The sequence below is a fragment of the Kocuria rhizophila DC2201 genome (assembly GCF_000010285.1).
Classification (GTDB): Bacteria; Actinomycetota; Actinomycetes; order Actinomycetales; family Micrococcaceae; genus Kocuria; species Kocuria rhizophila_A.
Genome location: NC_010617.1, coordinates 1185070 through 1198201, shown reverse-complemented (window position 1 = coordinate 1198201; position 13132 = coordinate 1185070). Strand labels below are relative to the sequence as shown.

The 13132-nt window shown below is 71.3% G+C and carries 10 protein-coding genes and 1 tRNA gene; 5 read left to right on the top strand and 6 right to left on the bottom strand.

Features of this window, described 5'->3' with window-relative positions; all coding sequences use genetic code 11:
- Nucleotides 1-245: 245 nt before the first annotated feature.
- Nucleotides 246-1928, bottom strand: a complete 1683-nt coding sequence (gene ettA, locus KRH_RS05315) for an energy-dependent translational throttle protein EttA (protein ID WP_012398161.1) — start codon at nt 1926-1928, stop codon at nt 246-248.
- 222 nt (nt 1929-2150) lie between these two features.
- On the bottom strand, nt 2151-2855 hold the full coding sequence (gene ssb / locus KRH_RS05310; RefSeq protein WP_012398160.1) for a single-stranded DNA-binding protein: 705 nt from the start codon (nt 2853-2855) through the stop codon (nt 2151-2153).
- 232 nt (nt 2856-3087) lie between these two features.
- Here ssb and KRH_RS05305 point away from each other — a divergent pair.
- Together KRH_RS05305 and KRH_RS05300 are read left to right on the top strand one after the other, a co-directional pair.
- Nucleotides 3088-3163 (top strand) — tRNA-Arg (locus KRH_RS05305).
- Nucleotides 3164-3371: 208 nt separating this feature from the next.
- Nucleotides 3372-3968 carry a DUF2231 domain-containing protein gene (locus KRH_RS05300; protein ID WP_041297343.1) on the top strand — a complete coding sequence of 199 codons (597 nt, stop codon included), beginning with the start codon at nt 3372-3374 and terminating at the stop codon, nt 3966-3968.
- Between the two features lie 139 nt (nt 3969-4107).
- On the opposite strand, the gene KRH_RS05295 is transcribed toward KRH_RS05300, so the two are convergent.
- Both KRH_RS05295 and KRH_RS05290 read right to left on the bottom strand, forming a co-directional pair.
- Nucleotides 4108-7179: a bifunctional [glutamine synthetase] adenylyltransferase/[glutamine synthetase]-adenylyl-L-tyrosine phosphorylase gene (locus tag KRH_RS05295; protein ID WP_012398158.1), complete on the bottom strand. Its 3072-nt coding sequence runs from the start codon at nt 7177-7179 to the stop codon at nt 4108-4110.
- Nucleotides 7180-7186: 7 nt separating this feature from the next.
- Complete coding sequence (locus tag KRH_RS05290) at nt 7187-8530, bottom strand: glutamine synthetase family protein (RefSeq protein WP_012398157.1); 1344 nt, start codon at nt 8528-8530, stop codon at nt 7187-7189.
- 189 nt (nt 8531-8719) lie between these two features.
- Here KRH_RS05290 and panB point away from each other — a divergent pair, with 189 nt between their 5' ends.
- On the top strand, nt 8720-9559 hold the full coding sequence (gene panB, locus KRH_RS05285; protein ID WP_012398156.1) for a 3-methyl-2-oxobutanoate hydroxymethyltransferase: 840 nt from the start codon (nt 8720-8722) through the stop codon (nt 9557-9559).
- Nucleotides 9560-9709: 150 nt separating this feature from the next.
- Here the strand turns inward: panB and KRH_RS12250 are convergent, their stop codons facing one another.
- Nucleotides 9710-9886 carry an SPOR domain-containing protein gene (locus KRH_RS12250; protein WP_112234981.1) on the bottom strand — a complete coding sequence of 59 codons (177 nt, stop codon included), beginning with the start codon at nt 9884-9886 and terminating at the stop codon, nt 9710-9712.
- 183 nt (nt 9887-10069) lie between these two features.
- Here KRH_RS12250 and map point away from each other — a divergent pair, with 183 nt between their 5' ends.
- Together map and ppgK are read left to right on the top strand one after the other, a co-directional pair.
- The gene (map, locus tag KRH_RS05280) at nt 10070-10966 is read left to right on the top strand and encodes a type I methionyl aminopeptidase (protein WP_012398154.1); all 897 of its coding nucleotides are present in this window, start codon (nt 10070-10072) and stop codon (nt 10964-10966) included.
- A 97-nt stretch (nt 10967-11063) separates the two neighbouring features.
- Nucleotides 11064-11897 (top strand): polyphosphate--glucose phosphotransferase, encoded by an 834-nt coding sequence (gene ppgK / locus KRH_RS05275; RefSeq protein WP_012398153.1) that lies wholly within the window; start codon nt 11064-11066, stop codon nt 11895-11897.
- Between the two features lie 328 nt (nt 11898-12225).
- On the opposite strand, the gene KRH_RS05270 is transcribed toward ppgK, so the two are convergent.
- On the bottom strand, nt 12226-13131 hold the full coding sequence (locus KRH_RS05270; protein WP_012398152.1) for a Sir2 family NAD-dependent protein deacetylase: 906 nt from the start codon (nt 13129-13131) through the stop codon (nt 12226-12228).
- Nucleotide 13132: the final 1 nt, after the last annotated feature.

Genomic DNA, 13132 nt, shown 5'->3' with positions numbered 1-13132 from the left:
GCGCCGAGGCTGCCGCTCGCCCGATCGACGTCCGGGGCCGGCCCCCGGACTCACTCCCCGGTGGCCGCCGACCGTGCACGGAACCTCGCAGCCCACCGGGCCCGACATGAACGCCACGTGCATCTCATCCGACGACACGATCCCCGCAGCTCCTTGACATTCAAGGGTGCCGCGGGGATCGCTGGAACCTGCCCTGGTGCGGGCGGTGACCGGGGCGTCGTCGTGCGGCGGACCGGGCAGAGCCGTCAGTCGCGCGTGAGACGACGGTGCGTGAGGCGCTTGGGCCGAGCGGCGTCGGCGCCGAGTCGCTCCACCTTGTTCTCCTCGTACGCGTCGAAGTTGCCCTCGAACCAGTACCAGGTGTCCGGGTTCTCCTCGGTGCCCTCCCACGCGAGGATGTGGGTGGCCACGCGGTCCAGGAACCACCGGTCGTGGGAGACCACCACGGCGCAGCCCGGGAACTCGAGCAGCGCGTTCTCGAGCGAGCCGAGGGTCTCCACGTCGAGGTCGTTGGTGGGCTCGTCCAGCAGCAGCAGGTTGCCGCCCTGCTTCAGCGTCAGCGCCAGGTTCAGGCGGTTGCGCTCACCACCGGAGAGCACGCCGGCCTTCTTCTGCTGGTCCGGGCCCTTGAAGCCGAACGCGGAGACGTAGGCGCGGGACGGCATCTCCACCTTGCCCACGTTGATGTAGTCCAGCCCGTCCGAGACGACCTCCCACAGGGTCTTCTCCGGGTCCAGGTTCTCGCGGTTCTGGTCCACGTAGGAGATCTGCACGGAATCGCCGATCTTCAGCTCGCCGCCGTCGAGCGGTTCGAGACCCACGATGGTCTTGAACAGGGTGGACTTGCCCACGCCGTTGGGACCGATCACGCCCACGATGCCGTTGCGCGGCAGCGAGAACGAGAGCCCGTCGATCAGGGAGCGGTCCCCGAAGCCCTTCTTGAGGTCGCTGGCCTCGATGACCTGGTTGCCCAGGCGGGGCCCCGGTGGGATCTGGATCTCCTCGAAGTCCAGCTTCCGGGTCTTTTCGGCCTCGGCCGCCATCTCCTCGTAACGCGCCAGACGGGACTTGGACTTGGTCTGGCGGCCCTTGGCGTTGGAACGGACCCATTCGAGTTCGTCCTTGAGACGCTTGGCCTGCTTGGCGTCCTTCTTGCCCTGGATCTCCATGCGCTTGGCCTTGGTGTCCAGGTAGGTGGAGTAGTTGCCCTCGTACGGGTAGAGGCGACCGCGGTCCACCTCACAGATCCACTCCGCCACGTGGTCCAGGAAGTACCGGTCGTGGGTCACGGCCAGCACCGCACCGGGGTAGCTCGCGAGGTGCTGCTCGAGCCACAGCACGGACTCGGCGTCCAGGTGGTTGGTGGGCTCGTCCAGCAGCAGCAGGTCTGGCTTCTCCAGCAGCAGCTTGCACAGTGCCACGCGGCGGCGCTCACCACCGGAGAGGACCTTCACGTCCGCGTCCGGCGGGGGGCAGCGCAGGGCGTCCATCGCCTGCTCGAGCTGGGAGTCGAGATCCCACGCGTTGGCGGAGTCGATCTCCTCCTGCAGCTTGCCCATCTCCTCCATGAGGGCGTCGAAGTCGGCGTCCGGCTCGGCCATCTCCGCGGAGATCTCGTTGAAGCGGTCGAGCTTGGCCTTGATCTCGCCCACGCCCTCCTCCACGTTGCCGAGGACCGTCTTGTCCTCGTTCAACGGGGGTTCCTGCAGCAGGATGCCCACGGAGTAGCCGGGGCTCAGCCGGGCCTCACCGTTGGAGGGCTGGTCCAGCCCCGCCATGATCTTCAGGATGGTCGACTTGCCCGCGCCGTTCGGGCCCACGACGCCGATCTTGGCGCCCGGGAAGAACGACATGGTGACGTCGTCCAGGATGACCTTGTCGCCCACTTTCTTGCGGGCCTTGTTCATGGTGTAGATAAATTCCGCCATGCCCTCCAGGCTACCGCGCCGCCGTGCCCCCGCGAGCCACGATCCCGGTGGGCACCGCGGTGGTGTGGCCGGTGCCACCGTGGGCGGGGAGGCATTCCGGCCGGACCCGGAACACCCCCGTGTGTGCGGCGGCCCCGCAGGCTCGCACGCGCCCCGCGAACGGTGCACCCGCTAAAGCCCCCGCCCACCCGGAACGCGTCTGGGCGCTCGGCCGCGGGCCACTCACGAGGCGGCCGCTGCCGGCTCCCTGTCCTCGGACGTGGAGCTCTCCCCCGCGGTGTCCTCGTCGTCCCCACCGGCGTCCCGGGTCCCACCGGTCTCGTCAGTGCCATCGCCGTGGGCTCCCAGACCGTCGAACGTGTGGTCGTCCGCGTCCACGGCGATCACCGCGCCAGAGGTCACGTCCACGTACCCGTCCTCGCCCAGGCCCAGGGACTGCGCGTCCCGGTACCGGGCTCCGGTTCCCGCCTCGTCCTCGCCCCGGACGACGCCGCTCGCGCCGTCCGCGGAACCGTCACCGGTGTCCTCCCGGGCCTGTGCGCCCTCGGCGTTGCCGGAGCGCTGGGCCCGCCCACCCGAACGGGAGAAGTTGGCCGTGCCGAAGCTGAGGTCGTGGCCCACGGCGGCGGCGTCCACCTGGACCACCGTGCGGGGTCCGGTCTCCGACTGCCACTCGTTGATGCCCAGCTTGCCGGTGACCACCACGGGGTGCCCGCAGCGCACGCTGGCCATCACGTGCATCGCCAGGGTGCGGAAGCAGCGCACCGTGTACCAGTTGGTGGACCCGTCCTGCCACGTGTTGCTGGCGGCGTCGAAGCGCCGGGTGGTGGTGGCCAGGCGGAACCTGGCCACCATGGTGCCGTCCTCGAACAGCCGTGACTCCGGGTCCTTGCCCACGAATCCGCGCAGGGTGACGTGCTCGCTCATGAGGTGCTCCTCGTCTCGTGACCTCCCGGGGCGTCCCGGTGCGGTCGGTGAACCCCGGTACGGGGTGCTCCCACTGTCCGGCGCACCGGGGCCGCCGCGAGCGCCGCGCACCGGATCTGGGGAGACCGCCCGGCCGGGCGGCGGCGTCGTCGGGGCTGTGCAGGACGCTCCGCACGGGCACGCGCGGCGGGCAGTCGACGCGTTGCTAAACTGGGTGATTGCTGCGCGCCACGCCCCAGTAGCTCAGTGGATAGAGCAGGAGCCTTCTAATCTCTTGGTCGGGGGTTCGACTCCCTCCTGGGGCACCACCACGTGCTCGGCGAGCTGGCCTGGAGAACGGCCTCGTCCGTGCGGGACCGTTCTCCCACGGCTCCCGCGCCGTGGCCATGGCTGGATGACGCCGGGGCGGGAGCCACGACAAGTGATGAAGGATCCGCACCGCATCTGCAGGGGTGTTCGCCGAGCCGCGACGGTGCGAAAATGACCTCACACTGTCAGCGACGAGAGGCACCCACCATGACCACGTCCCAGCACGTCCACACCTCCACCACCCCCGAGAGTTTGCTGACCCCGCCTATGCGGGCGCTCGAGAATGCGGGTGCCCTGGATCCCGCGGTCACCGCGGCCAACGCGCTCTCCTCCGTGATCACCGGCAACGAGAGCATTCGCGATCTGCTGCGCGGCAAGCGGCTGGGGCACGCCCTGCACCCCCTGATCATCGAGGTCCCCATGGGTACCTGGATGAGCGCCCTCGTGCTGGACACCCTGGGCGGCAGTGACGGCCGCCGGGCCGCGCGTTTGCTCACGGGCGTCGGTGTGCTCTCGGCCGTGCCCTCCGCTCTCACCGGCTGGGCCGAGTACTCGGGGCTGCAGCAGCGCGACAAGCGCGTGACCGTGGTGCACGCGGGGGCGAACGGTGCGGCCGCCGCACTGCAGGCTGGTTCGTGGTTCGCCCGCCGTGCGGGCCGCCACGGTCTGGGCCGCGTGCTGGCACTGGGCGGCATGTCCGCGGCCGGTCTCGGCGGGTACCTCGGCGGACACCTGTCGGTGTCCCGTCAGGTGGGTTCGCGCGACGCCGCCTACGACGACGGCACCAACGGGCGCGAGCACTGAGGCCGCGGGGGGGGGGGGGCTTCCGCGGCCGGCGGTGCACCACCGAACTGCCCGTCCATGGTGACCGAGCGGCGAACGAAGCCCACGCGGACGGGAGGCGCGACGGCGCCGTCGCACCCGTGCGCCCCGTGGGGGCGGCTCAGCGGCCGTAGAACAGCCGCTCAAAGACTGAGCGCGACTGCCGCGTGATCCGCAGGTAGTCCTCTTCGAGCTGGGTCGCGGAACCGGGTTCGTACCCGATCCACCGTGCGACGGCCTCGAGATCCGCCCGCCGGGACGGCACAGAGTCGGAGGCGCGCCCGGAGCGCAGCACGTTGCCGTTGCGGATGTCGGTGGCGAGCTTCCACGCGTGCTCCAGGACGGAGGCGTCTTCAGGCCCCACGAGCTCCGCGGCCACCGCCGCGTGCAGCGCCGGCAGCGTGGACGTGGTGCGCAGCTCGGGAACCTCATGGGCATGCTGCAGCTGCAGCAGCTGCACGAGCCACTCGACGTCCGAGAGACCGCCACGCCCCAGCTTGACCTGCCGCAGCGGATCCGCCCCGCGCGGCATGCGTTCGTTCTCCACGCGCGCCTTCATGCGGCGGATGTCCACGAGCTGACGGTCCGTGAACTCGGCCGGGTACCGGTGGCGGTCCGCCACGCGGAAGAACGCGTGGGCGACCTCCTCCGAGCCAGCCATGTAGCGGGCCCGGGTCAGGGCCTGGGCCTCCCACGTCTCCGCCCAGCGCTCGTAGTACTCCGCGTAGGACGCCACGGAGCGCACCTTCGCACCCGAGCGGCCCTCGGGCCGCAGGTCGTTGTCGATCTCCAGCACGCGCTCGGCCACGATCGGCGGGGTGCACGGCTGCTTGAGCAGCTTGACCATCCGGGCCAGCACGCTCTCGGCGGCAGCCTGGGCGGCCCCCGGCTCCGCGCCCTCCGCGGGTTCGTAGGCGTACATGACGTCCGCGTCCGAGCCGAAGCCGATCTCCCGACCGCCCTGCCTGCCCATGGCGATCACCAGCACGTGCGCCGGCGCCGGCTCGCCGTTCTCGGTCTCCCACTCCTTCTGGGCCAGGTGCAGCGCGGCCATCACGGTGGCCTGGTCCACGTCCGACAGGCCCCGGACGGTGGCCTCGACGTCGGCGACGCCGCTCGTGTCTGCGAGCGCGATGCGCAGCTGCTCGCGGCGTCGGATCTGGCGGACGGCGCGGATCGCGTCCGCGGGCTCCCGGTGCCGGGAGAGCTGGGAGCGCATCTCCGTCCCGAGGTCCTCGAGGCTGCGCGTGGCCAGGGTCGAGTCGTCCCCCAGCCACGCGGTGGCCTCGGGCGAGACCTCCAGCAGGTCCGAGACGTAGCGGGAGCTGGAGAGAATGTGGCACAGCCGCTCGGCCGCCGCGTTGGAGTCCCGCAGCAGCCGCAGGAACCACGGTGTGGTGCCCAGGGACTCGCACACGCGCCGCAGGTTGAGCAGCCCGGCGTCCGGGTCCACACCCTCCGCGAGCCAGTCCAGCAGCACGGGGAGCAGCGTGCGCAGGATCTCCGCACGGCGGCTGACGCCGCGGGAGAGCGCTTCGATGTGGCGCATTGCCGCCCTGGTGTCCTGGTAGCCGAGGGCCGCCAGGCGGTCCCGTGCCGAGTCCGTGGTGAGGGTGGTGTCCGCCGGGGCGTTGGCCAGGGCGGCGAGCATGGGCCGGTAGAAGATCCGTTCGTGCATCGAGCGCACGCTGCGCTTGAGCGCGCTCCACTGCTCCACGAGCCGTGCGGCGGTGGGGTGGGAGCCCTCCCGGGCGCCGTCCACCGAGCGGGCGATCACCGCCAGCTCGCGTTCGTCGCGCGGCATCAGGTGCGTGCGGCGCAGCCGGAACAGCTGGATCCGGTGCTCCAGCAGCCGCAGCCACCGGTAGTTGCGTCCGAACTCCTCGGCGTCCTTGCGGCCGATGTAGCCGCCCGAGGACAGCGCGGTGAGTGAATCCGTGGTGGCGCGGGTCCGCACGGTCTCGTCCCCGCGCCCGTGGACCAGCTGCAGCAGCTGCACGGTGAACTCGACGTCCCGCAGCCCGCCCGGGCCGAGCTTGATCTGACGGTCCCGGTCCGCCTCCGGGATGTTCTCGGTGACACGACGGCGCATGGCCTGGACCGACTCCACGAACCCCTCGCGCTCGGCGGAGGACCAGATGAACGGGGCGATGGCGTCCTCGTAGCGCTCCCCCAGCTCGCGGTCCCCCGCCACGCAGCGGGCCTTGAGCAGCGCCTGGAACTCCCAGGACTTCGCCCAGCGCTTGTAGTAGCGCACGTGCGAGTCCAGGGTGCGCACCAGGGGCCCATCCTTGCCCTCGGGGCGCAGGTTCGCGTCCACCTCCCACAGGGCCGGTTCGGGGCCCGTGGCCATCACGGTGTGGGCGAGCACGTGGGCCAGCTCCGTGGCGATCTCGGTGGCCGTGCTCACGTCCGGGACCTCCCCGGACTCCGCCGGGCGGGTCTCCACGACGTACACGACGTCCACGTCCGAGATGTAGTTCAGCTCGCGCGCGCCGCACTTGCCCATGCCGATCACGGCAAGGCGCACCTGCTCCACCAGCGCCTCGTCCCAGCGCTCGTGCGCCTGGGCCCGGGCGACGGCGAGCGCCGCCTCGAGTGCCGCTCCCGCGAGGTCGGCGAGCTGGCGGCCCACCGCAGGCATGTGCTCCACGGGGTCCAGGGCGCCGACGTCGCGCACGGCCACACGCGTGAGCCCGCGCCGGTAGGCGGTGCGCAGGGCCTTCTGAGCCTCCGCGCCCGTGAGCCGTGCCACGGGGGTGTCGGCCTCGGGGTCCGCCCCCACGGACTCCAGCAGCGCGCGCCGCAAGGCCTCGGGCTGCTCCGCGCCCGGGCGGTCCTGCGGGCGGATGTCCAGCAGGTCGAGGTTCTCCGGTGCCCGCAGCAGGAACTCCCCGAGGGCCTCCGAGGCACCGAGCAGCCGGTACATGGTCTCGGCATCCGCGGGATCGCCGTTGATGCGCTCCGCGATCTGCGGGTGCTGCTCGATGAGCCGCACGATCAGCTGCAGCGCGACGTCCGGCGACGCCGCGTGGCTCAGTCCCGTGAGCAGCGCGGCGAGGTCCACGGCGTCGAGCTCTCCGAAGCCCAGCCAGCGGCGCGCGTTGGTGACGTCCGCGAACCCGATGGCGATCAGGTCCTTCGCGGAGATCCTCTCGGCCCGCTCCCGCGCGGTGCCCGCCGTGTCGCTCACCGGGCGCCTACAGGATGCCCAGGTTGGTGCGCAGCTCGTACGGGGAGACCTCCTGGCGGTACTGGTCCCAGTCGCGTCGCTTGTTCCGCAGGAAGTACTCGAAGACCTGCTCCCCGAGCAGCTCCGCCATGAACTCCGACTCCTCGGTGAGCCCGATGGCGTCGTGCAGGCTCGACGGCAGGGGCTTGTGTCCCACAGCGCGGCGTTCAGCGCTGCTCATGGAGAAGACGTCGTCCATCTCCACGGGCGGCAGCTCGTACTCGTTCTCGATGCCCTTGAGCCCCGCTCCCAGCAGCGCCGCGTAGGACAGGTAGGGGTTGGTTGCGGAGTCGATGCCGCGGTACTCGATGCGCGAGGACTGCACCTTGTCCGGCTTGTAGAGGGGCACGCGCACGAGCGCGGAACGGTTGTTGTGCCCCCAGGACATGTAGGAGGGGGCCTCGTCCCCGGCCCACAGCCGCTTGTACGAGTTCACGAACTGGTTGGTCACGGACGTGAACTCCGGGGCGTGGCGCAGCAGCCCGGCAATGAAGTGCCGTCCGGTGTCCGAGAGCCGGAACTCCGCCCCGGCCTCGTAGAACGCGTTGGTGTCCCCCTCGAACAGGGAGAAGTGGGTGTGCATCCCGGAACCGGGGTGGCGGGAGAACGGCTTGGGCATGAACGTGGCGTAGATGCCCTGGGACAGTGCCACCTCACGGATCACGGTGCGGAACGTCATGATGTTGTCCGCGGTCTGCAGCGCGTCCGCGTAGCGCAGGTCGATCTCGTTCTGCCCCGGCCCGGCCTCGTGGTGGGAGAACTCCACGGAGATCCCCACGGCCTCGAGCATGCTCACCGCGCGGCGCCGGAAGTCCTGGACCACCCCGCCCGGGACATGGTCGAAGTAGCCCTCGTAGTCCACCGGCACGGGTTCACCGGTGCCCGGGTCCAGCTCCGGGGAGCGCAGCAGGTAGAACTCGATCTCGGGCGCCGTGTAGCACGTGAACCCCATGTCCGAGGCCTTGGCGAGCACGCGCTTGAGCACACCGCGCGGATCCGCCGCAGAGGGCTCACCGTCCGGGGTCTTGAGGTCGCAGAACATGCGCGAGGTGGGCTCGTCCTCACCGCGCCACGGCAGCAACTGGAAGGTCGAGGGGTCCGGCTGCAGCAGCATGTCCGACTCGAACACGCGGGACAGGCCCTCGATCGAGGAGCCGTCGAAGCCGAGCCCCTCCTCGAACGCGGCCTCCACCTCCGCCGGGGCCAGCGCGATGGACTTGAGGGTCCCCACCACGTCCGTGAACCACAGCCGCACGAAGCGCACGTCCCGGTCCTCGATGGTGCGGAGGACGAATTCCTGCTGACGGTCCATGGGTCCACCTCGGATGGGGTCGGGGGTGCTGCACAGCGTTACTCGGCTCCGGCCCGGACGCGACGCCCGGGTGGAACCACCAGGCCACTGTATCCGGCCGCGCCGTCATGCTGGAGGCGCGTGCGCGGGGCGACCGTGCGGCGTCGTCCCCGGCGGCGAGGGCCGTGCGGCGGCCGGTACGCTGGGACGATGAGCGACACCCAGCCCGCAGCCCCCTCCCTCCCGGACGTGAAGCGCGTGCGGACCGTGCACCTGCAGCGCGCCAAGGACACCGGGGAGAAGTTCTCGATGCTCACGAGCTACGACGTGCTCACCGCCGGGATCTTCGACCGCGCGGGCGTGGACGTGCTGCTGGTCGGGGACTCGCTGGGCAACACGGTGCTCGGCCACGCGTCCACGCTGCCGGTCACGGTGGACGACATGGTCACGTTCGCCGCGGCGGTGGTGCGCGGAGTGCGGCGCGCGCTCGTGGTCGTGGACCTGCCCTTCGGCAGCTACGAGGAGTCCCCGGCGCAGGCGGTGCGCAGCGCCGCGCGGATCATGAAGGACACCGGCGCCCACGCCGTGAAGATCGAGGCCGGCCAGGACCTGGCCGAGCACATGGCCGCGGTCGTGCGCGCGGGCATCCCCGTGATGGGCCACGTGGGCTTCACCCCGCAGTCCGAGCACGCGCTCGGCGGCTTCCGGATCCAGGGCCGGGGTGCGGCGGCGGAGCAGCTGCTGCGCGATGCCCGGTCCGCGCAGGACGCCGGATGCTTCGCCGTGGTGCTGGAGATGGTCTCCGCGGACGCCGCCGGGCAGGTGGAGTCCGCCCTGCACATCCCCACCGTGGGCATCGGCGCGGGCGGCGTGACCACGGGCCAGGTGCTCGTGTGGCAGGACATGCTGGGGCTGCGCACGGGCACCATGCCGCGCTTCGTCAAGCAGTACGCGGACCTCGCGGGCACCGCGCAGGACGCCGTGGCCCGCTACGTCGCGGATGTGCGCTCCGGCGCCTTCCCCGCGGAGGAGCACACCTACCGGGGCTGAGCCCGTGCGCGGGCGCCTCCCCCGGCGAGCGGGCGCCCGGGCGAACCAGCGCTGCCGCGGGCCCGGGCGCCGTCGTGGACGGCCAGCGCCCGCAGGACCCTGCGCGGGCCGCACGCCCCGGGCCACGACGCCGCCCGCGGGCTCCCCGCGTCAGTCGCCGTTGAAGGCGGCGTCCTCGTCGTCCCACCGCTTGGTGTTCTCCGCGGCGTGCTCCAGTGCCCGCGCGGCCTCCTCACGGGTGCCGTAGGGCCCCATCAGCTGGCGGTAGTCGTCCTTGGGGCCTTCCTCGACCTGCTTGGTGTAGAGGTTGTACCAGTACTCGGCCATGTCCGTCCTCTCTCTCCGCCGCGCCGCGGCGTCTGCCCGCCGGAAGCGGCGGGTGGTGGTCCGCCCGGGCGGAACGAGCCCGGGACCCAAGGTTTAGGCTAGTTGGTGGACCAGGTGTTCGGCGCGCCGCCGCGCAGCCGCAGCACGTCATCGCGTGACCGCCCCAGGAGGCATCGACCCATCGTGACCAGCCACAACCTCGCTCCCGCCCCCGGTTCCACCGCCCCGATCGGTGCACTGAGCGCCGGTTCCCTCTCGCCCCTGCGGCCCGTGCCGCGCGGCATCGAGCGACCGGAGTACGTGGGGCGCACCGAGCCGGACGAGGGCAGCGCGTCCAACGTGTACTCCCCCGAGGAGATCGAGCTGGTGCGCGAGGCCGGCCGGATCGCCGCGCGCGCGCTGCAGGCCGCCGGTGCGGAGGCGAAGCCGGGCGTCACCACGGACGAGCTGGACCGGATCGCCCACGAGTACATGTGCGACCACGGGGCCTACCCCTCGTGCCTCGACTACCGAGGGTTCCCCAAGTCCATCTGCACGTCCCTCAATGAGGTCATCTGCCACGGCATCCCGGACTCCACGGTGCTCGAGGACGGGGACATCATCAACCTGGACGTCACCGCCTACAAGAACGGCATGCACGGGGACACCAACGCCATGTTCCTCGTGGGGGACGTGGACGAGGACTCCCGGCTGCTCGTGGAGCGCACGCTGGAGGCCACCAACCGCGCCATCAAGGCCGTGCGCCCGGGCCGGCAGATCAACGTGATCGGCCGGGTCATCGAGAAGTACGCCCAGCGCTTCGGCTACGGCGTGGTGCGGGACTTCACCGGCCACGGCGTGGGCCGCGAGTTCCACACCGGGCTGATCGTCCCGCACTACGACGCCGCCCCGTCCTACAGCACCGAGATGGTCCCCGGCATGATCTTCACCATCGAGCCCATGCTGACCCTGGGCTCCATCGCGTGGGACCAGTGGGAGGACGACTGGACCATCACCACCCACGACCGCATGCGCACCGCCCAGTACGAGCACACCATGGTGGTCACCGACGACGGCGTGGAGATCCTCACCCTCCCGTGATCGGGCACCCGCTCCCCGTAAACTCGGACGCAGGGGGTCTGCGGGGCGATCTCGCGGACCCGGCACAGCGTCAGACCGTGAACCGAAGGGACTGTCCATGAGCTCAGGTACTCCGCAGGGTGTCGTCTCGCAGTACGGCATTGGAATCGACATTGGTGGTACCGGCACCAAGGGCGGGATCGTGGATCTCACCACCGGCCAGCTCGTGGGCGAGCGCTTCCGCATCCCCACCCCGCAGCCCGCCACCCCGCAGGCCGTGGCCGGTGTGGTGCGCCAGATCGTGGACGAGCTGCAGTCCCGCCCGGAGGCCCCGGCCCCGGACAGCCACGTGGGCATCGTGTTCCCCGCCATCATCAAGAACGGTGTGGCACTGTCCGCGGCGAACGTGGACAAGTCCTGGATCAACACGGACGTGGACGCCCTGATGACCGAGACCCTGGGGCGCGAGGTCGAGGCCCTCAACGACGCCGACGGCGCCGGGCTCGCCGAGGCGCACTACGGTGCCGGTCGGGGCAAGGAGGGCCTGGTCATGGTGATCACGCTCGGCACCGGCATCGGCTCCGCGATGATCCTCAACGGCCAGCTCGTGCCCAACGCGGAGCTCGGCCACCTGGAGGTCGACGGCCACGACGCCGAGACCAGGGCGTCGGCCGCGGCCCGCGAGCGGGAGCAGCTGCCGTGGAAGAAGTGGGCCACCAAGCGGCTGCAGCGCTACTTCTCCCACGTGGAGTTCCTGTTCTCGCCGTCCCTGTTCGTGATCGGTGGCGGCGTGTCCAAGAACTCGGAGAAGTTCCTGCCGTACCTCGAGCTGCGCACCCCCGTGGAGATCGCCGCCCTGCGCAACAACGCCGGGATCGTGGGTGCCGCCCTGTGGGCACAGCAGTGCCGGGACGCACAGGCCGCCAAGCCCGTGATCGACCCCGTCGACTGAACCGAGCTGCCACGGCCCGATGCACGAGGCCCCGCATTCCGTGGAATGCGGGGCCTCGTGCATGGCGGGGCGCAGGCAGGGGATCCGAGATCCGGTGGGCACCCCGTGGGGAGTGTGACGGGGTGCAACGCCCCGGAATGACGCAAGACCCCGGTGGTGTCCGCGGCTTCCCCTCCGCAGACCCCCGGGGTCTCGCACTTGGAGTCTATGCGCTCGCCCTCCCCCGGGCAAGCACCTGATCACGCACGGGTCGGACCCCGCCGCATGGTCCTCACGCGCGGCGTCCGAGGGCCTGACGTCCCGCGTGCCGCGGGGCCCGGGGCGCCCCTCAGGGGCACAGCAGGGCGGCCAGCTCCGTGAGGAACTGCCCCACGGGCGCGTCGATCTTGAGCGCGGCGAGGTCGTCGGCACCGGTGACCCCGTGGTTGACGATCACCACGGGTGTGGCGTCCCGCGCCGCCTGCCGCACGAAGCGGCGTCCCGAATTCACGGTCAGGGAGCTGCCCGCCACGAGCAGCGCGTCCGCCCGCCCCACCATGCGCCGGGCGAGGGCCACGTTCAGGGCCGTGGCGTTCTCCCCGAAGAACACGACGTCCGGTTTCAGCACCCCCTGGCACACGGGACAGTCCCACACGCGGAACCCGCCCGTGTCCTCGATCGTGGCGTCCGCGTCCGGGGCGTACTCGATGTCGTCCGCGGAGGAGATGCCGTCGTAGAAGCCCGGGTTGAGCTCGTCCAGGTAGCGCGAGACCTGCTCGCGAGGGAACCGCGACCCGCAGGACGTGCACACGACCCACGCGTAGGTCCCGTGCAGGTCCACCACGGCCAGGGAACCCGCCTTCTGGTGCAGCCGGTCGATGTTCTGGGTGATGATCCCGTCCACCACCCCGGCGGCCTCCATGCCCGCCAGCGCCGTGTGCGCGGCGGAGGGGCGGGCCTGGGCCACAAAGTGCCAGCCGTACTGGTTGCGCGCCCAGTAGTGCCGCCGGTTGGCCACGCTGCCCATGAACTCCTGGTACGTCATGGGTGTGCGCGGCTTGGCCCCGGGGCCCCGGTAGTCGGGGATGCCGGACGGGGTGCTGACCCCGGCGCCCGTGAGCACCGCGATCCGCCGGCCCACCAGCAGCTCGTGCGCGGGCTGCAGACCGGCGCGGGCGTCCAGGGCGTGAGGGTCCGGAAAGAGGCTCTCGTCCACCGGCGCCCCGTAGCCGGCACGGATCACGCGCAGGGGCATC